Origin of the sequence: Virgibacillus sp. NKC19-3 (assembly GCF_019837165.1) — a bacterium.
Taxonomy (GTDB): Bacteria; Bacillota; Bacilli; order Bacillales; family Amphibacillaceae; genus Virgibacillus_L; species Virgibacillus_L saliphilus.
On the sequence record NZ_JAGYHC010000001.1, the window covers coordinates 3,134,837 to 3,158,453 of the forward strand.

The window sequence follows — 23,617 nt, forward strand, 5'->3', positions numbered from 1 at the left end:
CACTGTTCGCTTTTTCCGCAACAAAATTACTTATTCCTTCCACATTTATCCCAAATTCCTCCCTATGTATCTTATTAGGATAAAGGTGTAAGCTAAGAAATGAGTGCTAACAATGACAAAAAGAAAGACGGTGAATACATTGGAATTGTTAAGTATCAACGGGCTATGTCAGATTGTTGGCGTTTCAGAACATACGGCAGCAAATTGGATCGAAAATTTTAATACCCATATCCCGCAAACAACAGAGCTGGGCGTTACGTATTATCACCCGGAAGCGATTGAGACATTAAAATTCATTAAAGCATGTAAAAATAAAAACTATCAGACGGAGCAAATAAAGGAAATGTTAGCAAATAAAATTTCTCCTATCACAATGGAACGAACCATAGAAGATGTGCAAGAGTCATTAGATCAAGGAAATTACAAAGAAAATATTTTAACAGTGATGCAAACAATTGGAAAAACAGTTTCCAATGTCGCTGATCAGGAAAAATCAATAAAGTCCTTAGAAGAACAACACAATGAACAAAACAAGCGAATCAAGGACATGGAAAAACAAGCAAAAGAAATAAATAACTTAAAACAAGAAATCAAAGCTTTAAAGCAAGAACAAACACCAGCAAAAGAATACGAAATAAAAAAGGAATCATTCGCGAAGCTTTTTGAACAACAAAAGGAGGATCACGATTGTTTCAACCAGATAAGAAAAAAGCTGCACCAGGAGACTTAGTGGAATTTAAGAAAGATGATTTACTTCTAACGGGAATAACGCTGCCATCTAAATGTAAAAATAGTATTATCATTGAAATCTCTTCAGAAAATGATTTGGAAACCATTAATTACCGTTACCCTAACACGGTAGTTGCTCACAATAAATATAGGGTTATAGATAAAAGAACAAAATAAAAGAACAAATTAACAAAACCTTGAGAGGGGATAGCCTCTCAAGGTTTTTGTCAGCTTGAAGATGTTTGCATCAATTTTGATAGGTCATACCTTCCTTTTTTATTGCCTAGGAAATTATAAAATGATTTGCTTGGGCATAACGTATTATTGATTAATGGCTACGTCCAGCTACAAGCGCCAAAAACGAGGAGATAACACGAGAGCTCCCTACGATAAAGAAGACTTGGCGACTGACAAGCCGACAGGCGCAGGCAGAGCCATAGTCGCACTTATGCCTGTGGCGAAAGTCATCATCGGTTCACTTGACAAAGGAAGGCCGACTAAGAACGGCCTTGCCGGCCAACTCACGGCTCCCCTGATGCAGGGGCATGATTCCTTTTCGCTTTCCAAGCATAAGATTCACGTAGACTTTCGCCATTCATTGGCGACAAGTCACGTTCATCTAATCTCAGTTGCAACGCGGGGGTCTCTACGTTTTTAACCAGGCGCTTTTCGCTTTTGTTCTTAAAAGCGGACATAAAAGTCACTGCCATATCTTCATTCTACGCCATCGCTCAAATATCTTAGTGACCATCCAATAGAAGCAAATTCCGACTGAAGCCCCAGCGCTATCAATCAGCACATCCCTCAACTCCCCACTTCTGCCAGGAACAACGAGTTGATGCACTTCATCTGATACAGCGTAGATGATACAAACCCCAAGCGTTACAATCGAGTTCCGATACCAGCGCATCCCACTTTTACTTAAAGCGTTTATCACAAATACCGCAAGCATTGAATAGGCAAAAAAGTGGGCATTCTTTCTTACAATGTGGTTAAAACTATTTATATCTAGATTCACACTTGAGAAAATAGTATCCACTATAGTTATAATATTTTCCGTAATTTTATTACTCAGCTCATTTGACTCCGTGGCTGGTTGGTCGGATAAGTAGAAGATTACCCCCATCCATACAATCACTGCAGTCCAAGCAATCTTTTTTTTCACAGTCATATGAAGGATTCCTTTTTATTTATTTTTTCGAGAATCATGTGAAGGATTGTTCAAAAAGCCCAGGAAAAAACAGTAGCTAACCACCTCGTACTTTTCCTGCTCCTTACTAATAAGCATTTACGCTATTTCCTGTTTAACAAACACGAAATCAGGTAATCTATATAATAAATCACGAAACATTAGGAGGAAATAGCATGAGTTTTATTTGGAGTTTAATTATGGGAGGTATTTTAGGTTGGTTGGCAAGTTTAATTGCCGGTAAAGATATACCAGGCGGGATCATTGGAAATATTATCGCCGGTTTTATTGGCGCATGGATTGGCTCTTCCTTGTTTGGAAGTTGGGGCCCTGAAATGGGGGGCTTTTTCATTATTCCAGCCTTAATCGGTGCCATTATTCTTATATTCATCGTAAGCTTAATTATGAAGGCGATGAGAAAAAGTACGTAAAAAGCGAACGGAGGAGCTTACAAAGCAACGACATGTTAAACTGCCATTACTCCTCCCTGCCCCTGCGCTCCCTGGTAGCCAAAAACGATCCCCACCATAAACAGGAATGGGATACCTATTGAAAGCGTCAATGTATGAGAAAAGATATAATGCTACAATGACTCTGAGGAGATTAACGATTCATTGCCTTATCAACAATTAAGGCAATAGCTCCATCTCCAGTTACATTTGTAGCTGTACCAAAACTATCTTGAGCCATGTACAGGCCGATCATTAAACCTAAAGCTGTTTCATCAAAGCCAAGTATGGAACTTAATAAACCTAATGCAGCAATGACCGCACCACCAGGTACACCGGGTGCAGCAATCATAACGATTCCCAGCATTAAAATAAATGGTAACATCATGGTGAACGATGGCATTGATAAGCCATTTGATATTACCATGACCGCGACAGAACAAAGCACAAGCGTAATGGTGCTCCCAGATAAATGAATCGTTGCACACAAAGGAACTGCAGAATCTGCTATTCCATCACTGACATCATTTTCCTTTGACTGTCTAACAGTAACTGGAATCGTTGCAGCACTTGACATGGTTCCGAGGCCGGTAAAGTAAACAGGCAACATCGTTTTTAAAGCGGAAAAGGGGTTTCGACCTGTGAAGGCACCTGCAACCGTAAACAAGATAATTAACCATACCCAATGTACAGCTACAGCTGAGACTAATACCAAGCCAAATGCCTTTAATGTATCTACGACTGTTCCATCAGCAGCAAGTTCTGCAAATATACTCCCAATATAAAATGGCAAAACGGGAATAATAATCTTCCATATCATTCTTTCAATTATCTCTTTCCCTTCATCAAAAAAAGACTTTAACGTTGGGCTATTAACTCTTGTAATACCAATACCAAACACAAATGCAGCTACTAATGCTGTCATAACTCCTGTTAACGGATCAATGGTAAATTCAAAAAAGGGCTCAAATCCTGCTGCTTCTTCGGCATTACCACCACTCTGACCAGCTAATAATGGTATAACAAAAATAGCAACAATAAATGCTAGCGTGCCTGCAAGTATGGTTGAGGAATAAGCAATAGCGGAGGTTAACCCAAGCATCTTCCCTGAATGCTTTCCGAAACTGGCAATACCACTAACAATAAAAAAGATAATAATAAGCGGAATCGTGAATTCAAGAAATTGTCCAAAAATCTCTTTAAACGTAACGATAATTCTAATAATAAATTCAGGTACAATCAAACCGATAATAATCCCTGTCACAATCCCAAGCGCCAACTTCACAATTAACTTCATATCTTCATCACCCTCCCTTCTATAATATACAATATGACTTTAACACAGAGCTTATTCAAACTCAATACAATTTTCTGAAACAACAAGTCCCGAGACTGCTCATTTCCCCAGGGTGTATAATGCCTAATAAAATGGGTACATTAAGCAAGAAGCTCGCATAAAGGAGAGTGGAAAAAATGTCGCTAATCGTACGATACAATCAGAATTGATACTCCCTTTAGATCTTGGAGCTTACAAACGATATACCACGTTATCTTTACAGTACATTATCAATTAACAAGGAGGAATGATGATGAGTTTTATTTGGAGTTTAATTGTTGGAGGAATTCTAGGCTGGTTGGCAAGTTTGATTGTCGGTAAGGATGTACCAGGTGGAATAATTGGTAACATTATTGCGGGTTTTATAGGAGCATGGATTGGTTCCTCCCTACTAGGAAGTTGGGGCCCTGAAATGGGTGGTTTTTACATCCTCCCAGCTTTAATTGGCGCCATCGTACTTATATTCATCGTAAGTTTGATTTTGAAAGCGATGAGGAGCACGTAATTGCATACGGAGCTCAGGAAGTTTGTAATCCACTGTAAATGGAAGCAAGAAAGCCAATCAGGCATCCTTGCTTCCATTTATTCTGCTGCCTCAAATTCATGGACCCATACCCTTATCTCCGGTTTCCATTTCATACTGGGATGTATAGACAGTATCGATTGTTTGTATTCTTCCAGGTTTTGAAATCCTTCCTGCAAAGCATGTTCATCTGTAACATCACCAAGTTTTTGCGGATATACATCTGTAATGATAAACTTGCGGTCTTTCAGTACCATGACCTCATCAATATCTGCATAACGACCATTCCTGCGAGTTGCTGTTTTTTCTCCATTGATTACTCTATCTATGTCTGCTGGAATGGTAATAAGTCTTTCAATGGAACACGTTTTTGGCGGAAGCGAATAGTTCTTATCCTTCATTGAAATTCTCCCCTTTTTTACATTATAACAAATACGCATCTAGAAGCACAGAGACAGTTCTTGGTTAAAAAAGAAGTCATGGCACGAAGATTTCTTTCCCATGACTTCCTAACTATTGATTGGAAAGGGTAAGGGGAAACCTAAATTCCCTTTACAAATTTTGTTCTTTGAAAAGCTCCTTGCTTACGCGTGGTGCGGTCCAAAATGTGGTTAACATCAACAAAGATACGGGGACTCCCGTTACTACAATAAAAGATTGCAGTGCATCAATGCTCGATTCCCCGATCATGATAAGAACAGTTGCTACGACTCCCATAAGAAATGCCCAGAACACACGCAATAATCTAGATGGATCCCCATTCCCAGTAATGGCCATGGAAATGGTCAAGGACATAGAATCTGTCGTTGTTAATACGAAAATAATGGTTGCTATCAAGAATAGAAAACCTATGATCGTTCCAAAAGGAAGCTGATTCGCAATGGCAATCATCGCTGCTGGTGCACCATCACTGTTTAACGGTCCTGAAACAGAACCAGGATTACTCATTTCTCCCTCTATTCCTGTTCCTCCGATAATTGTAAACCAGAACGTTGCTATAATAGGAGCAATTACCGCAACAGCTGTTACAATTTCCCGAATGGTACGACCACGGGAGATACGACTTACAAATAATGCCATCATCGGTGCATAACCAAGGAACCAAGCAAAGAAGAAAACGGTCCATCCACCAAGCCAATCGCTATCGCTAGTGAACGTACTCATGGAAATGAAATTCTGCACATATAATCCAAAAGCCTCCAGATAGGAATCGAAAATAAAGAGTGCCGATCCTAGTACAAGAACAGCCGCAATAAGGAACAGAGACAAAATAACATTATAACGACTCAAAATTTGTATCCCTTTATGAATGCCAGTTGCAGCAGAAATGGCAGCTAATACGACAATCACAATAATAATCACGCATTGAATTACGATATTATTTGGAACCCCAAACAAAGCATTTAATCCATAGCCAGCCTGCAAACCGAGGAACCCGATCGGTCCAATGGTACCAGCTGCTACCGAGAGAATAGAAAACACATCTACCAATGTTCCAAGTACACTTTTTTTCATAATCTTATCACCGAAAATCGGATAAAGCAGTGCTCTTGGCTTAAGTGGTGCTCCGCGATGATAATGGGCGTACATCAGTACAAAAGTTCCAAGAGTTCCAAGTATCGCCCATGCAAGAAAGCCCCAATCAACAAAACTGGTAGCAAGTGCAGGTGGAACTGCTTCTGCAGAGCCTGCCTCAATACCGGAAAAATGTGGTGGAACCGTCAAGAAATGGCTCACTGGCTCAGCGGCAGCCCAGAATACGCCTCCTCCCGCCAGCAATGTACACATAATAATAGATATCCATTTAAAATTGCTCATCTCCGGCTTATCCAAATTACCTAATCGAATTTTTCCGAACTTCGAATACCCCAGAAATAAAGCAATCAAAAAAGTTCCCAATAAAAGAAATTGATAAATGGTCCCAAAGTAGGTCACGGACCAATCAAACAAGTAATTCACGGCATTTGTAACCATTTCCTGGTTGATCACTGCGAAAATCACAAAAGCAATCAATGCCCCGCCACTTAGAATAAGAACAGATTTATCAATCGTTTGTTTATTCTTGCTCAAATTATTCAAAAATGATTTCCTCCCAGCTATTTTTACAATAGCATTTAAAATTAACACGCAACAAAAGAGGATACATTTTTTAAAAAGTCATGTCAAGCTAAGAAATGAAGGAAACATGAGGGGCAACGCTTATGCTTTTTCGTGGAATCTCATGAATCATCAGGCATGGTCGCACAACCCAAGTATAAATGGTTAAAATGAATTGGAATTTATTCGCAGTGTGGGAATATTTTTATGAAACCACAATGGGAAGCAAGAGAACCGCCTCGCCCCTGCTTCCTTACCACCCTTATTTATTTCCGAGGAAATTCTCCTACATAAACGGAATCCACAATCGTTCGTTTAAAGGGATTCCCATCTTTGGTTAATCCATCTATATCAATCGTAATATTATATGCTCTGTCCTGTTTATCAAATGTCAGTTCTTGAGAAAGGTTGGTACCACCGGTAACAACCCAGGTTTCACTATTGTTTGGACTGTCGGATTCTGTTACATGATAAGTCGCTTTTACCGTGTCTTCCTGCACGTTGGGATTATTGACTTTTAATTTGTAAGCAAGCTGCTGATTTTTTTGCAAACCAGCCATCTCCTTTTCCGTTCTTATCCCAACATCCGATTTCTTTTCCATGTCATAGTCAGCCACTAAAAGATATGCATTTTCCTCCTCAGCCTCCATCTCTATTTGCCACTCTCCAATTTGGGGATTATCCAGCGTAAGTGAATGACTAATTGCTCCAGAGAAAAAAACTTCATCTTCTTTCCCTATCTCTACATTTGCGCTCATTTCTTTCCCAGAAGGATCTAACACTTTTATTTGCGAAAGGTCATCTGCCGTTAATAGATGAAGGTTCACTTTGGCAACATTTTCTTCCACTGCCACATTCATTTTATTTTCGCCTCCCTCTATGAGAGGTCCACCATGAACCCATTGATTAGCAACTGGCATATTTTTGGGTATGTTCTCGTCAGAAATATTCGCTCCTTCCCGTGCATAATCACCTGTTATATATTCTTCAAACACGGGAAATGTTAATCCGGTTCGAATGGACATATGATCCCAATCTCCAACTGCTAATTCGTGACCACCGGGAATATTGCTACTGACCGAAGTGACCACTCCATCGTTATCACCGTAACTGGATAAATACATGCCCCAAACCAGGTAGATGAAAACATGGATCCCCAGTCTGTTCCGCCCAATGTAAAATAATCGTTAGCATAAGCAAGCGGCTCCTGATCAATCATTGAACGAAAGCTTTCCATGTAGCCGGTTTCCATCGCCGTTGTCCCTTCTCCCTGCATCCCGATCAGATCTGCGAGCCAGCCAGCCCAAGAACTGTTCGCCAAATCTGCTAGTTGTGACCCATGATGCGGACTTGAAAGTGTAATCACATTATCCACATGTTCAGATGCGTCGTAGTAGGTAAGCGCTGTTTGCGCATCAATTCCTCCCTTACTATACCCAATAATTGTTACTTTTTTACCATCAAAATAAGATGAAATCTCCTCAATCTTATCAGCCAATAATTCACCATTATCCCACATATCTGCAGAAGCACCTCCGGCATCATACAATTGCACAAATGCTGTTTGATAACCTGCATCATAAGCCAATTGAGGCATGTCATTGTCTTCCCAGAAAATTTGCGCCGCATTATTTAAACCGGGAACAAATAACAAGACAGGTGCATCATGCTTTAAATCAGAGGGGGTTTCACCGGCATACCATTCCCCGGGTGTCTCTTCATTTCCGTTACTTCCCTTTCCCATAACAGAAATTGGCTCTTCGGGGAAGTGGGAAGATGGTTCTTTTACTTCCTCAGCCACAGCATGAACAGATTGCCCTACAATAACCAGGATTGTCAAAAAGAGAACAATGAGCAAATGTCCAAAACTTTTCGTCATATCTACTCCTCCAAAAATCATTTAGGTTCACTTTAAAGATATGAAGGGGATTGCTTATCTTATTACAGGCTTATCATGACGTATTTTGAGGTTCCAAAAAAGGAAAAACACCTCCACATGAGGGAGATGTTTCATAATCAATCATTTTTCCTTTTAGAACTTCTCATCCATCCTTCATTGCTCGATCAAAACAACAGGGCTATTAATTCGCCCTTCCCTGCTTTCCGCTCATTTCTCTCCCAATAAACGGTTCACTTTCTCATTTAATACATGCTGATTGCGATATATTTCAACCATCTCCTCAACAAGACTTTTCTCCGACATCACTGTCATTAAGTGATCCTGTGCATGAACAAGCAATACCGGTAAATTCCCCAAACTATCTTTCGCATCTTCCTGGATAAAAGTTGTCTGTAATTTATGTGCTTCCAATAGCTCCTCTGAAGCTTGTTTTATTTTTGAATCCACTTGATCGAACGCTGTGTTTCTGGCATCCTGTAATGCTTCATGTAAATAATTCTTGGCACTTCCTGCATGTAATATGATATTCATTGAGAATTGTTCAATGTCCATGATGCAGCCCTCCATAATGGATCAGATGTATCGAATGATCATTTAACCATTCTTGAACCTTGTTGTCTACCAGTATCTCTAACTCTTTCATTCGAGTAAAATCATAACTTGACACCCTTCTTAACCATGCATCTAAGAAAGCAGGATGACACATAACCTCAGTTGTCCCCGGTTTTATATTTGAAAAAATAGCTAATAAATAAGCAACGGATACATTTTCCTCTCCATAAAAATCATAATGAAAATAGTCTGTGGTACGACCTTTTCCTATTACCGCTGTTTCGGAAAAGGTCCTTACAGGTAACTGATAGCGCTCAGCAACTTCTATAACTGCCTCCAGGGCATCCGGGATATGAAGATGCATATGATGATGACTATCGATGTGTGTTACATTACCATACCATTCATGCAGCAACTCAAGCTGTGCCTTTAGTTCATCTTTTATGTCCCATGTTTTGGCAGCATCAATCAATGACCTTCCTTTTAAAAAGTGTCCACGATGATCCGTTAAACTACTATTATGTGAGAAAATAGGCCGACCTGCGTCCAAAACAAAATGCAAGCCAATTCCAAGATCTGGATAACTTTTCGCTTCTGTTAAGCTTTGCTTTGAAAATGCCGTATTGACCATTGCTGTAGTGCTGGTTAAAATACCATGTCGATGTGCATAAAGAATACCTGCAGAAGCACCTGGCGTCAAACCAAAATCATCCGCATTTATAATTAATTGTTTTGATGAAGATTTATTCATATATACCATTCTCCTTACACATCCTTGGAAGCAGCAGCTTGTTCGTTCGTTTCCTCTTCCTCCATCAGTTTTTTATCATATAACCGGAAGAATGGATAATAGATAAACATAGCAACAACCAGATTCACCATCATTAACACTCCTCCACGCCAATCACCGGTTGTCAATATACCTGAAAATGGCGGTGGCGTTGTCCACGGCACAATAACATATGGTTTGCCGACAATACCAAGTGACATCGAAAAATAGGTTATGATCCCAACTGCCAATGGCGCAAGAATGAATGGAACGAATAATAATGGGTTCATGACAATTGGTGCTCCAAAGATCACCGGCTCACTTATATTGAAAAAACTGGCCCAAATAGAACCCCTTCCTAATCCTTTTAAATGTTTCGAACGTGCTCGCCACACAAACAATATCGTTAATGCAAGTGCCATGCCGGAACCACCGACAGCCCACCAAATCGCCATAAAAGGTTGACCGATTACATGCGGCAATGCTTCCCCAGCTTGCTGTGCTGCAACGTTCTGATCTGTCAAACTATACCAAATTGGAGCCATAACACTAGCAACAATTGAAATTCCATGTATACCAAACGACCATAGAAGATGAACAAGAATAATCGCGATCATCGCGCCCCAAAAGCTACCTCCCATAGCTTCTAATGGTTGACGTAAGACAGCACTGACGATACCATGTAAGGATAAATCAAATGAGCTTGTTAAAAGTAGATCTACCCCCCAGACGATAAAAATAATAACAGCTCCCGGAATTAGTGCGCTAAATGCGCGCCAGACAGAAGGCGGGACTCCTTCGGGCATACGAATGACAATATTCCTATTTTCAAAAAAACGGTATACTTCAACGGTGAAAATCGCTAATACAATCGCAATAAACAATCCCTCTGCTCCCATTAAATTTAAAGGAATATCACCTTCTTCAGTTAGAGGCGTAGCAACCATGAAAGCTGCTAAAGCTAACACCCCCGCTGAAAGTCCATCCATTTTATAACTATTAGCGAGACTATAAGAAATTGCAAACACTGCAACAAGTCCTAACATCCCAAAAGTAGCATCTACAGGAATATTTAGTGTAGGAGCATAAGGTTCCATAAATGTTTCCCATGACTCAATTGGTGGGGATGATATAATTAAAAATATACTACCGATAATAAGTAAAGGCATTGCTGCAACAATTCCATCCCGTACTGCCTTTAAGTGACGCTGTTCGGCCAATTTCCCTGCAACCGGCATGAAATAACGCTCCATGAAAGCATTAAACCCATTCATGACTATTCCTCCCTTGTATAATTCATTAAATCCAGCGCCTGATCCAAGACTTTCTCGCCATCTGTTGAGCCGTAAGCTCTCATATCGATGATTTCAATGGGTGTGTTTGCTGCTTTCGCTTTCTTAAAAAGTTCATTTTTCTTATACCGGATTTGCGGCCCGAGTAAAATAACATTTGCTGTTTCTACATGCTTATCGATATCATCAGCCGAATAAGCCTCAATCTCTACATTGATCTCTCTTTCGTTTGCAACCTTTTTCATTCGTTCTACTAGCAAACTTGTACTCATCCCTAATGCGCATAATAATGTAATTTTCATAGATAATGATCCCCCTTTATCATTTATGGACCGAAAACAGCGGCAAGTATTTTTCGTTAACCGGCAGCATTTCAGTCAGAATATTTTTTGCCCGCTCTGCAGATGGAACGAGCGGATGTAATGTCAACGCCTGTAATGCTATCCCTTCATCTCCGCTCACAGCTGCTTCTACCGTCAGCTCTTCATAAGCTTTCACATGCTGCAAAAGGCCTCTAATTTGTGGTGGAACCTCTTCGACCTGAAGCGGCGTTACCTGATGACTTTCAACCACACAATTGACTTCAATGCTGACATCATCTGGTAGGCAGGCTATGGTCCCGTTATTTCGCACATTTAATGTGTGAACACGCTTTGTATTTAAATGAATGGATTTAATCAAATCAATAGCAGCTTCCGAATAATAGGCGCCTCCACGCTTTTCTAAGGCTTTAGGTTTTTCCTGTACCTCAGGATTTTGATAGATTTCAAACAAATCTTTCTCAACCTGTTGTACCTGATCCGCACGTGTTTCATTATTCTGAAGTTGCTCACGCTGTTCTTCCAATATCCGATCCGTCTGATAGTAATATTTATGATAGCCACATGGTATAGCTTTCATGGATTGGAGAAATTCCAGATCCCAACCAAACGAAGGAATATTTTTTGCTTCATAGATATCCGATTTGCCGGTCAAAATATCACGCATTCGTGACTCGCCGCTAATATATAAACTTGTTATCCAGATAAGATGATTAATACCAACAAAGTTGATACTGACGTCTTTCATCGGCACATGATAGGTACTGGCAAATTTTTTATAGAAATTGATAGGATTATTGCATAGACCAATAGCCTTAACATTGCTGTGTTTTAAAATGGCCTCCGTAATAATACCCGCTGGATTGGTAAAGTTTAGCAGCCATGCATCCGGTGCCAATTCCTCCATATCCTTACAAATGTCCAACATTACTGGAATGGTGCGCAACGCCTTCATGAAACCACCCGCACCAGTTGTCTCCTGTCCGATTACACCATGTTTGATGGAGATATACTCATCATTTCGTCGCATCGCCAACTGTCCAACTCTGATTTGGGTAATCACATAAGCCGCATCTTTAATAGCTTCTTTTCTATGAAAGGTAGCAACAATTTTTATAGAACATTTCGCCTTTTCTACCATTCTTTTGGACAAAGCCTCGATAATGGACAATTTTTCTTTTCCTTCTTCGACATCTACCAGCCAAACCTCTGATATAGGTAACACATCCTGGTTGTTAATAATCCCTTCTATTAATTCCGGTGTATAAGAAGACCCCCCTCCTATTACCGTTAGTTTTAGACCATCCATCACTTACACACCCCTTCCTTGTTGTATGCTTATGCTACTTTCATCATAGTATGTAATCCCTTTCATTTTAAGTGGATATTTTTCCGTTGTCACCGGCAAAAAGTTGGTAATGAACATTGTTCCGGCTAATTTCCTGATTCATGTACGATAAGAAGCTTCTCGGGTACATCGTTTTGCTATAATTCCCGATTCATGTACGATAGGACGCTCCTCGGGTACATCGTTTCACTAAATTTCCTGATTCATGTATGATAGAACGCTCCTCGGGTACATCGTTTTGCTATAATTCCCGATTCATGTATGATAGGACGCTCCTCGGGTACATCATTTCACTAAATTTCCTGATTCATGTACGATAGGACACTCCTCGGGTACATCATTTCACTAAATTTCCTGATTCATGTATGATAGGACACTCCTCTCAACCATCAACTTGCAATCGCCGCCCGTTCTTCACCAAGCAAATGGATGCCCACACTTGTTATAGGAGAGAAGCGTTCCAATTTGCGACGTCGCAGCCTTAGCTGCATTTCCCTCATGCCACTAAACTTCAGCATTTTATAATTCTCTATGTATCAAAAAAAGCAAAGGAACACTCCCTTGCTTGTTACATCGTTTTTATGATCTCTTCTAATTGTGCATAGGTCTCGCATTCCAAAAACCGCATAACAGCACGCTTGTTATCAGTCAATTTCCCCAGGGATTGAAACATTGGTTTGAGATCTTCTTTCTTTGTTTTATTAACGTTCAGTAAAAAGATAACTTGTACGAGTTTATCTCCCCATAGGATTGGCTTCTTTAAGGTGACAATCGTCCAAAAAGTAGTGTCCGTTTTCGGCTCGAGAGGATGTGGTATTGCCAGTAAATTACCAAAACTTGTCGGCGCATAATGTTCTCTTTCCAATACAGAATCTATATAGTCGCTCTCCACCACTCCATCTTGCATTAAAACGTCACCCAAAAATCGGATAACAGCCTCAGGGGTTTCAAACTCCTTATTTAAAAACGTATACTTTTGACGCATGTACGATGCAAAGACAGATTTATCCTTAGCTAGCATACGTTCTATGACCATTACATCACTATCTCCAAGTATCGTATTTACATAAATCACAGGCACCGACAAATCCAGCTCAATAGGGATGGTACTTATAATGAAATCAACCCCATTCAACGATTGATGAGTTAAGTTATAATGCTCCGTCGTGCCGATGATCTCCAAGTCTTCTTTAAATTTATCTTGTAATTTAAATTGTAATAACTGTGCACTGCCCAGTCCGGAAGCACATACAATCAAACATCTTTTCACATGGGAAGTAGCTTTCTTCCGTCTTTCCTGTGCCACTTCAATATGGAGTGCCAAATAGCCAATTTCATCTTCATTAACAACGATATCTAACTGTTCATCGAGAATATCCACACCAATTAATGCCGCCTCAAAAGAAAGCGGATATTTCCTTTTTATGTCTTCCAACATTGGATTACGTATATTCATTTGATGCCTATATCTATTAATGGCAGGCTTTAAATGCAAACTTAAATGCCGCAAGAGTTCCTCATCACTGGAAAGGCCAAGTGCATACTTTGCATCAATCCTTTTCACCATATCCCTAGCTAAATTTTGAATATCATTATGCACAACCGCGTTCATGTTTTCTTTCTCCTTAACGGAATTTGTTAATGTTGTCCCTTGTAAATGAATGGAAAGATAGGCCACTTCATTTTCAGGAAAGCGAACGCCCAAACCTGCCTCTATTTCTTGCATCATTTCTTTTGCCACCAGATATTCCTTCTCATTCTTTACCTCAAGAAGTTCTTCATGCACTATTTGTATGGATTGATCTTCTTGGATGCGCTTCCATGCAATAGCAAGATGAGTAATTAAATTTTGCAAACTGATATCCGAAATAATAATGTGATGCTTCCTTAGGTTTTTCAGGATGCTGTTTCGGATAATTTCTAAATCTGCTTCCGGTAACATTTTAAGCCAATGGGTATATTCCTCCATGAAGACAGGTTTTTGATTAAATATATATTCGGAAATGCAGAACCGAATCAACGTTTCTTTACCAATAACCTTGATGCCATAATTAGGTTTATGCTCAATGGACAGATCATATTCCTCAAGTATGGCCCGAACGATTTTCAAATCTGCTTGCAATGTGGATCGGCTAATATACAATTCCTCAGCTAGATCTTCCATCTTTATATAATCCGTCTGCAGTAAAATCTTTTCCATTAAAAAATCAACCCGCTTATCGGGCTCATTGGGGACTGTTCGTATTTCTTCTTTTACATATTGTTGTAAGAAATAACGGAAATCCTCTTCATCTTTGATGTTTAAGACATAACCTTTCCCCTTATAAGCATCAATAGTTATATTATAATTCCGGAGCAGACTGTTTAACCCTTTTATATCATTCCTGACCGTTTTTGAACTGACCTTTAGATCTGTTGCCAGATTCAAACTCGTTACAGGGACATCTGCATGCTTAAGCAGTTTTATAATCTCTCGCCAGCGGGAGTCCATATTGAATACCTCTTTTCCGGGGAAGTATGCCATGTTTCTATTTTAACATAGGATAAGCTAAAAAAGGGAGCATCCTCGATTAGAGAATACTCATAAATACGAGACTATTACATTTTGCCCCCAGATATTTCATTCACCAAACCTACTGTAGCTTCACTATGGCCGTCATACATGAATTCTATTCCCACAAAAAACACAATCGTTAGTATAGCAGCAATAACAAAAACGATAAGTGCTTTATTCATGCTTTCTTCCCTCCTTTCCATTTTTTAATATAAATCAGAATAGATTTATATCTGTCTCGTTATGCTATAACCCATTTTTGCTTAATAAAAACCTAAAACCGTATTGGGCAACCTACAGATAGAAGGAACTTAAACTAGATTAACTGCATCGTTGTGATACAAGTAAAATCATCCTCATACGTACTGATTTCCGATGTCACTTCTTTTCCATCATGTTTGATTTCAACGGCATAGGTTTCATCCCTAGGCAGCCACAAGTCAATAAAGCCGTTCTCTTCGGTCTGCATTGTCTCATCGATGACAACGTTCCCTTCCGCAGTTTCAATATAAACATCAAATGCTTCCTGAACCATTTCTCCCTGACAGCCTGTTAAACTATGAATTTCACAGGGATGCGTCTGTTCTTCAAAGGGAGCAATCGAAACAAAAAATTCATCTTCCGGTAAATCATAAATCGCTTCTTCATTCTCTTCCTTATCTGTAACAATAAGTTGTTCAGAAGTAATGGATGCATCCTCATCAACAATATCTTCGGTACTATAATAATGGACTAATTCTTTAATATCGCCCGTTTCGTCCTGTACATTCTCTTCTGCACTACAAGCAGCTAATAAAGCCAAAAATACAAATAAGACAAGGGTCCTTTTTTTCTTCATGAAATTCACACTCCAAATATAATTTCTTGTCTTATATTATACGGAACGATAATGCTATTATCTATATTCTCCCAATAACTGACACAATATAGTAACTTTATAGGTATTGTTATAAATTTGTTAAAATAAAGTAGTCTCATAGTTGACGTTTCAGAGCTTAAAAATCAATTGAAAAAACTTTGTCCAAACAGAAAATGGACTTTATAGACGATTAACTTGAGGCATGTTTTAATGCTATTTGCTGTTGTTCATTACTTGGTCGAAGAAAGCGGATTAGTGCAATGAAAAAACATAAAATTGCTGCAAAACCAAATAAACCAAACAACCCACTTTGATAGAGTGGCGTAAAATAAAACACATTTACCAACGTGATTAAGATTCCACCAATTAGACCAATATATCCAAAGCGATTTGTTTTTTGGATGAACCAGTCTGCTTTTCGGTCTATGAGCGTCACTAATGTAATACTTAAAATATTGATCGAGCTGCCAACCCAAACGGGATGAATGTTCAGGTAAAATGCATTGGGGTCCCATCCACCAAGATAATACCATAACAGTCCACTTACAAAACCTGTAAACAGAGACGTAACAACAGCACGTTTCGTAGCTACTGGCCAGAATAATGCTGCTACGACCGGGGCGAATGTTGCACTGTTTCGAATGGTCCAAGCAAGTACATTCCACCAAGCGGACTGCTCTGTGCGCATTAATCCAAATACAATCATTAGTACTGTAAGAAGTAGCAAAGAGACCTTTGTATATTTGATCAGCTGATTTTCCGAAGCAGCTGGTTTTAGAGCACTGCCAACATCACGACCAAGACTGGTCGCTCCGGAAAATTGGCAAGGCCCTCCCCATCCCAGTGCACACGCCCACACACCTAAGAAAAACAGACCAACAAGCGGTGCGGGGAGCACTTCCATTAAATACTGGGGAATTGCAATGAGCCCGGTTTGGGCATTTGGAACAATGACACTTGCAGAAATCCCGAATAAAACACCACCGACAATAAATGGAACTGCCATAAATCCGGCCATGATTAAGCCTCTTTGCCCTTCTTCAGGTGTTCGTGAAGAAAGTGCCATCTGGAAAGCGGCTTGAGCAAGAATAACATTTACTAGAAAAGTTCCAAACCACACAACGATTACTTGCAGCCCAGCGCTACCAAGATTAAACATGGCTGGTCTTTCGATAGCAAGTGCACGCAGGCCATCGATTCCAGGATTTAAGAAAAAGGCAATGATACCAATAATAATCATTAGTCCAAATAATACGATGTTCATCGTTTGTGTAAAGGCAATGGACCACATACCGCCAGCCTGCAGATAAACAAAAAGCAGCATTGCGGTAAAAGCTACAGATAGAGGCAGCGAAATCCCAGTAAATACATGAATAGCGGAGGCAAATGCAATCGCAGTAGCAACCGACCACATTGGAAACGCAAAGGCGGTAATAGCCCCGGAAATTCCCTTTGCAGTCCGCCCATATTTATCACCAATCATGCCAGAGACAGTAACAAGCATTTTTTTACGGAATGAACGAATGATTAAAAAGGCAATAATAAAAATTTGAACCATTTCTGCTACTCCATACCAAACTGCTGATATCCCGCTTAAATACGAAAGCTCAAGAATGGAAATATATGTGGATCCGGAAAATAATCCAGTTATACAAAATGCCACAATCCATTTATTGAAATTTCGATTACCGACAAAATAGCTATCTTTTTTAGTTAAACGCCGCTTCGCAAACTGACCGGCAATTATCAATGAAAAAGTATAGCCAATAGCAAGAGCGATAATCCATACTCCATATTCTGTCATATTGTTTCTCTCCTTTTTTGCTTATTATTTAGCCGTTTTTTACCGAAACGGTTTCCTCTATCAAAACGAAAAAACCCTCTTCCACAATAAGAAGAGAGTTTGAATGGTCTGTACTCCTCCCCTTATCTTTCAGACGTCTGTCTGATGGAATTGGCACAGTACTCACAAAGAGCCCGCTGCCGAGGTATCAAAGGGCCATAACCCTCCACCTCTCTTGATAAGAAGTTCGTTTATGTAATTGTATATAATTTACAGTGTTTTGGTGATTAAGTCAACTGTATTTTTAAATTTTTTTGATTTCCATTCATAGAATTCATACACAATGAAAACGCATATAATTTTTAATGAAAATTACTTGATTTTTGTCGTTAATTAATGATATTATGCAAACGATTTCAATATCTATTTCAAACAACAGGAGGTAGCACATGTTAACCTTTTTCATATCTATTATTATATTAATTATTGCGTATTTTACATACGGGAAATGTATAGAAAAAATATTTGGAATAGATCAATCACGTCAAACACCTGCAATCGCTAACCACGATGGCGTTGATTATGTTCCAATGAAAAAGCAAAACAATGCAATGATTCAATTGCTTAATATCGCTGGAACAGGACCGATATTTGGCCCAATAATGGGTGCGTTATTTGGTCCGGTAGCTTTTATTTGGATCGTTCTGGGTTCCATTTTTGCAGGTGGCGTTCATGACTATTTGACAGGAATGATTTCCATTCGAAACAAAGGTGCTCATATTCCGGAACTTGCTGGTAAATTTCTAGGTAATTTTTCAAAGCATTTGGTCAATGCCTTTGCACTGTTACTACTTCTTTTAGTAGGAACGGTTTTTGCGACAACATCCGGCTCTCTCCTTCATGTTCTACTTGATGGCCAGATGGCGTTATGGATTATTTTAGCTCTTATATTTGGGTATTTCCTTTTATCTACTGTCCTGCCAATTGATAAAATTATCGGTAGAATATACCCAATCCTTGGTGCTATTCTCTTAATTGGTACACTTGGAGTTGGAATTACCATGTTTACTTCCGGTTATGGTTCAGCCATCCCTGAGCTTACACTGGAAAATATGCACCCGGATAATCTAGCAATCTTTCCCATGTTATTTTTAACCATAACTTGTGGTGCCTTGTCCGGATTTCATGCAACACAGTCACCGATTATTTCTCGCACTGTTCAAACGGAGTCACAAGGACGGTATATTTTCTACGGGATGATGATCACAGAAGCTGTTATAGCGATGATTTGGGCTGCTGCTTCCATGAGCCTTTTTCATGGAGAAAACCTTAACGCGTTGATTAATGCCGGTACTCCTTCTGCTGTGGTAAATGAGGTAGCGACAACCCTGCTTGGGGCAATTGGTGGCACAATCGCTGTACTTGGTGTTATTATTCTTCCTATTACTTCGGGGGATACAGCCTTTCGTGCAGCGCGTTCTGTTATTGCAGATTATATCAATTTCAATCAAAAGAAAATAATGAACCGTTTAACCATTGCTATACCTTTGTTCATCGTTTCTATTATACTGACGCAAATTGACTTTGATATATTATGGCGATATTTCTCTTGGGCGAACCAGACAACTGCATCACTTGCACTGTGGATCGCAACGATGTACCTGCTTGTTAAAGGAAAAAAATACTGGGTTTCCTTTATTCCGGCATTGTTTATCACCGATATGGTACTTGTCTATATATTACATGCACAAATTGGTTTTAACCTTCCCATGAATGTATCGCATATTGGAGGAGTTATTCTTACCATAGCTTTTAGCATTTGGTTCTTCTGGAAAGCAAAGCAAAATAAGGCGAATCATATTGAAACAGATAGTGAGGTTGTATAAGAAGGTAAGTCCTTTTCGTAAAGGGGTTCTTGTCACAGACAAGGACCTTTTTTTATGAAGCCATGATAAGGTATTTGTCTGCAAATATGCAAGCACAAATCAAAGTCTTCCGCGTTTTTAAAACCACTAAGAGTTCGTACTCCTTTTCAGGGTAGTACATGTTCCACGCTTCAAATATCAAAATCTGAAATTATATACCATCTTTGAGCAAAACATTGATTTTTAATACCGCAAGATATACGATAAGTTTGCAAGCGCTAACGTTAATGGTTGGAGGTGTTTATCCTGGAAGGAATTCTTTATAAAGTTAGGGAATCGCTTAATTATGTGAAACCATCAGAAGGAGCTGTTGCGGAGTATATTTTACATTACCCACAAAAGGCAGTCACAATGACTGTCAGTCAGCTTGCACATGCTAGTTATTCCAGCCCTTCTGCTGTTATGCGCTATTGCCATACACTTGGCTACAACGGATTTAAGGAGTTGAAGCTAAAGTTATCCGGAGATCTGGCAGTGATTAATTTACACGATCTGGAACAAGAAACGTTATCACCCGACGACTCTATTGATAAAATTATGGCTGTCATTACCAATACAAATATTCAATCACTGTATAGTTCGTTGCAGTTAGTGCAAAAAGACCAATTTACAGCAGCATATGAATACCTGATGAAAGCAAAGAAAATTGACTTCTATGGTGTTGGGTCCAGCTTTTTGATCGCGTATGATGCCATTCAAAAATTCATGCGCATTAATAAGACCTGTACAGCTTATAGTGATTTTCATATGCAAAAAGTATCGGCCGTTAACCTGCATAGTGATGACGTAGTAGTTGCCATTTCGTACTCAGGTGAAACTCGTCAAATCATTGATTGTGTCAAAATTGCACAATCAAAAGGTGCAAAAGTGATAGCGATTACGAAATATGCAGATTCACACTTGAGCAGTATGGCAGATGCGGTATTATTTGTTGCCGCCCAGGAAGATGAATTCCGAAGCGCTGCTATGTCATCACGAATCGCCTCATTAAACGTGATCGATATGCTTTATACAGCATGCGCATACGAAGATTACGATCATTCTTTACCCCATTTGAACCAAACATACGAAATTATACAACAATCCCAAGAGGAGGATGCAAAGCGTGCCCGAAACAACAAAGACAACAACCGAAAAACGTAATGCAAAAACCATGAATTTAGATGAAATGCGTACACATGACATTTTACATGTGATGAATGAAGAAGATAAAACCGTTCCTGATGCAGTAAATAAAGAAATAGATCAAATCGAAAAAGCAGTATCAGCCGTTATTGATGCTTTCACCAAAGGCGGCAGACTTATTTACATCGGGGCTGGCACGAGTGGCCGATTAGGAATGTTGGATGCAGTAGAATGTCCACCAACATTTGGCACTGATCCAGAGATCGTTCAAAGCCTTATTGCAGGAGGTAAGGATGCCATCATGAAGGCCGTTGAGGGGGCTGAGGATGACTCGGAATTGGCTGAATCCGACTTACAAAATCTGAATATCAGTGAAAAAGATACGGTGATCGGGCTGGCCGCCAGTGGACGAACCCCTTATGTCATAGGCGGGTTGAATTACAGCAAATCGGTCGGCGCTCATACAGTCGCCGTTAGCTGTAATAAAAATGCCAAAATCAGTCGTTATGCGGATATTCCAATTGAAGTTGAAGTTGGTCCTGAAATTTTAACAGGTTCAACCCGATTGAAAGCAGGAACAGCCCAAAAGCTTGTTGTCAATATGATTTCAACAAGTTCAATGATTGGAATTGGAAAAGTATATGAAAACCTGATGGTTGATGTCCAGTTAACAAACCAAAAACTCATAGAACGTGCGAAAAATATTATTTCTCTCGCAACAGAAGTTGATTATGATACAGCTTCAACCTTTTTGAAAAACGCTCATCATAACCCCAAAATAGCAATTATTATGATCAAATTAGAATGTAGCTTCGAAAAAGCGAAGCGATCTCTCAAGCAGGCAGGTGGATTTGTACGCGAAGCTATTAAAATGGCAAACAACAAGGACGGTGGCTATAATGAATAATCAAGAACTTGCACAAGCGATTGTGACCCATCTTGGTGGGGAAAGAAATATTTCCAATCTCACCAATTGTATAACGCGTCTGCGGATTGATGTGAAGTCACGCAATAATGTGGATCTGGATGCCATTAAACAATTAGAAGGCGTCTTAAGTGTCCTTGACCAGGGAACAATCCAAGTTGTGCTAGGTCCAGGCAAAGTGACGAAGGTAGCAAACGAAATACATGAAAGTACATCCATTCAAGTTGACGTTGAAGACGAAAATGAGGACAGCGAATTTGACGTTGCATCTGACACAAAGGCAGCTTACAAAGCAAAACAAACATCCATTTTTCAGCAATTTTTCAGACATATTGGTAATATATTTGTTCCCATTGTTCCTGGTCTGGTAGCTTCAGGTTTATTGTTGGGAATTGCTAACTTGATTACGAATCTAGCCAATCCAGATGCAGCCATACTTGACCCATCTGTTCTCGAATCAGACTGGTTCATGCTGCTTGAAGCAATCGGAAATCTGCTGTTTGCCTCCCTTGGTATATTTGTCGGTATCAATACAGCACGGGAATTTGGGGGGACCATGGTTCTCGGTGGTATCGCTGGCCTACTGGTTAATGCACCTGTTTTAGATGATATAGGAGCTTTAAACTTATTTGGATTGGATTTAGAAGTCAGCGCTGGTTTAGGTGGTTTATTTGGCGTTATTATAGCCGCTTATTTATTTGCTAAAATTGAAAAATTCACTCGTAAACGTGTGCATGATAGTTTGGATTTAATTGTGACGCCGCTCATCACGGTCATCGTAGGATCCCTTGCAACGATCGTCGTTATTCAGCCAATTGCTGGTTTACTCATGAGTGGTATAACATGGTTCTTGGTTGATGTCATGTTAGAAACCGGCGGCATCATTGGTGGATACGTACTCGCAGCAACATTCCTACCACTGGTAACAGTAGGTATGCATCAGGGATTAATTCCTGTGCACTTAGAACTAATTGATCAGTTCGGTTCTACATCATTGCTGCCTATTCTAGCCATGGCAGGTGGTGGTCAAGTTGGTGCGATGATCGCCATTTATATCAAGGCCAAAAATAAACGACTTAAAAATACCGTAGCAAGCGTACTGCCTGTTGGATTTTTAGGTATAGGCGAGCCGCTTATTTATGGAGTTAGTTTACCACTGGGCAGACCATTTCTAACGGCCTGTCTGGGAGCTGGATTCGGTGGCGCATTCCTGGCCTTGTTCAACGTAGGAGCCATCACTGTCGGACCTTCTGGTGCTGTCTTGATTCCACTCATTGCGGATAATAATTATTTACTGTATATTATCGGACTCCTTATTTCCTACGCCGGCGGATTTATCCTAACATATCTGTTTGGTTACAAAGAAGAAATGGTTCACAAGCTTTATGGAGACAGTTCAAGTCAAGCGAAAACAGAAAAACCAAGTGAACATGAACAGCAAGAAGAAGTTCAACTAAACAGTCCATTATCCGGTGAATTACAACCATTGAATAAATTAAACGATGAAGTTTTTGCAACGGAGGCAATTGGAAAAGGAATAGCCATAATCCCAAGTGAAGGGAAATTATACGCACCTATAAATGGGAAAGTGACAACCGTTTTCCCAACCGGGCATGCTATCGGAATAACTTCCGATAGCGGCGTGGAAGTCTTATTGCATATCGGCTTGGACACAGTTGAAATAAAAGATAACGTTTTTGAACGAAACATTGCAAAAGACGAAGAAGTTGAAACAGGACAGCTTTTATGTACGTTTGACATGGATGCTATCAAAGAAAAAGGATATGACATAACAACCCCAATTGTTATCACCAATTCTAACTCGTATGAAAATATCAGTATCGTAGACCAAAAGCAGATTGAAGCAGGAAACAAGTTGATGTCTGTGAAATAAAGCGACGTGAGGAAGCATGGGAACAGTTCTCTTGCTTCCTCTTTTTAT

At 39.7% G+C, this 23,617-nt stretch carries 24 protein-coding genes and 1 riboswitch; of the genes, 8 read left to right on the forward strand and 16 right to left on the reverse strand.

The genetic code is table 11. The features are described 5' to 3' along the window. The first annotated feature begins 112 nt into the window (after window positions 1-112). Window positions 113-730: a helix-turn-helix domain-containing protein gene (locus KFZ56_RS15090; RefSeq protein WP_222642793.1), complete on the forward strand. Its 618-nt coding sequence runs from the start codon at window positions 113-115 to the stop codon at window positions 728-730. Next, a complete protein-coding gene (locus KFZ56_RS15095) occupies window positions 688-906 on the forward strand; it encodes a DUF2187 family protein (protein WP_222642794.1) in 219 nt (72 codons plus the stop codon). Before KFZ56_RS15090 ends, KFZ56_RS15095 begins: the two co-directional genes overlap by 43 nt. A gap of 523 nt (window positions 907-1,429) precedes the next feature. On the opposite strand, the gene KFZ56_RS15100 is transcribed toward KFZ56_RS15095, so the two are convergent. Next, the gene (locus tag KFZ56_RS15100; protein WP_222642796.1) at window positions 1,430-1,900 is read right to left on the reverse strand and encodes a VanZ family protein; all 471 of its coding nucleotides are present in this window, start codon (window positions 1,898-1,900) and stop codon (window positions 1,430-1,432) included. 194 nt (window positions 1,901-2,094) lie between these two features. On the opposite strand from KFZ56_RS15100, the gene KFZ56_RS15105 reads away from it, so the two are divergent. Beyond that, on the forward strand, window positions 2,095-2,349 hold the full coding sequence (locus KFZ56_RS15105) for a GlsB/YeaQ/YmgE family stress response membrane protein (protein ID WP_222642798.1): 255 nt from the start codon (window positions 2,095-2,097) through the stop codon (window positions 2,347-2,349). Window positions 2,350-2,521: 172 nt separating this feature from the next. Here KFZ56_RS15105 and KFZ56_RS15110 read toward each other — a convergent pair whose 3' ends face one another. Further along, on the reverse strand, window positions 2,522-3,664 hold the full coding sequence (locus tag KFZ56_RS15110) for a dicarboxylate/amino acid:cation symporter (RefSeq protein ID WP_222642800.1): 1,143 nt from the start codon (window positions 3,662-3,664) through the stop codon (window positions 2,522-2,524). Window positions 3,665-3,956: 292 nt separating this feature from the next. Here KFZ56_RS15110 and KFZ56_RS15115 point away from each other — a divergent pair, with 292 nt between their 5' ends. Beyond that, a complete protein-coding gene (locus KFZ56_RS15115) occupies window positions 3,957-4,208 on the forward strand; it encodes a GlsB/YeaQ/YmgE family stress response membrane protein (RefSeq protein WP_222642802.1) in 252 nt (83 codons plus the stop codon). A gap of 77 nt (window positions 4,209-4,285) precedes the next feature. On the opposite strand, the gene KFZ56_RS15120 is transcribed toward KFZ56_RS15115, so the two are convergent. The 14 genes from KFZ56_RS15120 to KFZ56_RS15180 form a co-directional block, all read right to left on the reverse strand. Further along, the gene (locus tag KFZ56_RS15120) at window positions 4,286-4,627 is read right to left on the reverse strand and encodes an ASCH domain-containing protein (RefSeq protein ID WP_255585164.1); all 342 of its coding nucleotides are present in this window, start codon (window positions 4,625-4,627) and stop codon (window positions 4,286-4,288) included. A gap of 151 nt (window positions 4,628-4,778) precedes the next feature. Next, window positions 4,779-6,305: a BCCT family transporter gene (locus KFZ56_RS15125; RefSeq protein WP_222642804.1), complete on the reverse strand. Its 1,527-nt coding sequence runs from the start codon at window positions 6,303-6,305 to the stop codon at window positions 4,779-4,781. A gap of 284 nt (window positions 6,306-6,589) precedes the next feature. Continuing rightward, on the reverse strand, window positions 6,590-7,447 hold the full coding sequence (locus KFZ56_RS15130; protein WP_222642805.1) for a hypothetical protein: 858 nt from the start codon (window positions 7,445-7,447) through the stop codon (window positions 6,590-6,592). Beyond that, window positions 7,369-8,202 (reverse strand): esterase/lipase family protein, encoded by an 834-nt coding sequence (locus KFZ56_RS15135; RefSeq protein ID WP_222642807.1) that lies wholly within the window; start codon window positions 8,200-8,202, stop codon window positions 7,369-7,371. Before KFZ56_RS15135 ends, KFZ56_RS15130 begins: the two co-directional genes overlap by 79 nt. A 228-nt stretch (window positions 8,203-8,430) precedes the next feature. Continuing rightward, window positions 8,431-8,775 (reverse strand): PTS lactose/cellobiose transporter subunit IIA, encoded by a 345-nt coding sequence (locus KFZ56_RS15140; RefSeq protein WP_222642808.1) that lies wholly within the window; start codon window positions 8,773-8,775, stop codon window positions 8,431-8,433. Continuing rightward, window positions 8,765-9,526, reverse strand: a complete 762-nt coding sequence (locus tag KFZ56_RS15145; RefSeq protein ID WP_222642809.1) for a ChbG/HpnK family deacetylase — start codon at window positions 9,524-9,526, stop codon at window positions 8,765-8,767. Before KFZ56_RS15145 ends, KFZ56_RS15140 begins: the two co-directional genes overlap by 11 nt. A 14-nt stretch (window positions 9,527-9,540) precedes the next feature. Next, a complete protein-coding gene (gene celB / locus KFZ56_RS15150; protein WP_222642810.1) occupies window positions 9,541-10,818 on the reverse strand; it encodes a PTS cellobiose transporter subunit IIC in 1,278 nt (425 codons plus the stop codon). Between the two features lie 2 nt (window positions 10,819-10,820). Next, window positions 10,821-11,138: a PTS sugar transporter subunit IIB gene (locus KFZ56_RS15155; protein ID WP_222642811.1), complete on the reverse strand. Its 318-nt coding sequence runs from the start codon at window positions 11,136-11,138 to the stop codon at window positions 10,821-10,823. Window positions 11,139-11,157: 19 nt separating this feature from the next. Then, entirely contained in the window at window positions 11,158-12,465 is a 1,308-nt protein-coding gene (locus tag KFZ56_RS15160) for a 6-phospho-beta-glucosidase (protein ID WP_222644015.1), read from the reverse strand. Between the two features lie 428 nt (window positions 12,466-12,893). Next, on the reverse strand, window positions 12,894-13,022 hold the full coding sequence (locus tag KFZ56_RS19645; protein WP_255585165.1) for a hypothetical protein: 129 nt from the start codon (window positions 13,020-13,022) through the stop codon (window positions 12,894-12,896). 50 nt (window positions 13,023-13,072) lie between these two features. Beyond that, complete coding sequence (locus KFZ56_RS15165) at window positions 13,073-14,995, reverse strand: BglG family transcription antiterminator (protein WP_222642812.1); 1,923 nt, start codon at window positions 14,993-14,995, stop codon at window positions 13,073-13,075. A 107-nt stretch (window positions 14,996-15,102) separates the two neighbouring features. Continuing rightward, a complete protein-coding gene (locus KFZ56_RS15170; protein ID WP_222642814.1) occupies window positions 15,103-15,240 on the reverse strand; it encodes a hypothetical protein in 138 nt (45 codons plus the stop codon). Window positions 15,241-15,374: 134 nt separating this feature from the next. After that, the gene (locus KFZ56_RS15175; RefSeq protein ID WP_222642815.1) at window positions 15,375-15,896 is read right to left on the reverse strand and encodes a CueP family metal-binding protein; all 522 of its coding nucleotides are present in this window, start codon (window positions 15,894-15,896) and stop codon (window positions 15,375-15,377) included. Window positions 15,897-16,107: 211 nt separating this feature from the next. Continuing rightward, a complete protein-coding gene (locus tag KFZ56_RS15180; RefSeq protein ID WP_222642816.1) occupies window positions 16,108-17,721 on the reverse strand; it encodes a sodium:solute symporter family protein in 1,614 nt (537 codons plus the stop codon). Window positions 17,722-17,840: 119 nt separating this feature from the next. Further along, window positions 17,841-17,945, reverse strand: a riboswitch (SAM riboswitch). A gap of 204 nt (window positions 17,946-18,149) precedes the next feature. Here KFZ56_RS15180 and KFZ56_RS15185 point away from each other — a divergent pair. From KFZ56_RS15185 to KFZ56_RS15200, 4 genes are all read left to right on the forward strand, one after another. Then, entirely contained in the window at window positions 18,150-19,586 is a 1,437-nt protein-coding gene (locus KFZ56_RS15185) for a carbon starvation CstA family protein (RefSeq protein WP_222642817.1), read from the forward strand. A 276-nt stretch (window positions 19,587-19,862) separates the two neighbouring features. Beyond that, window positions 19,863-20,768, forward strand: a complete 906-nt coding sequence (locus KFZ56_RS15190) for a MurR/RpiR family transcriptional regulator (RefSeq protein ID WP_309228310.1) — start codon at window positions 19,863-19,865, stop codon at window positions 20,766-20,768. Between the two features lie 10 nt (window positions 20,769-20,778). Further along, entirely contained in the window at window positions 20,779-21,657 is an 879-nt protein-coding gene (murQ, locus tag KFZ56_RS15195; RefSeq protein ID WP_255585369.1) for an N-acetylmuramic acid 6-phosphate etherase, read from the forward strand. Next, on the forward strand, window positions 21,650-23,569 hold the full coding sequence (locus KFZ56_RS15200; protein WP_222642819.1) for a glucose PTS transporter subunit IIA: 1,920 nt from the start codon (window positions 21,650-21,652) through the stop codon (window positions 23,567-23,569). The genes murQ and KFZ56_RS15200 overlap by 8 nt, the downstream gene beginning before the upstream one ends. Window positions 23,570-23,617: the final 48 nt, after the last annotated feature.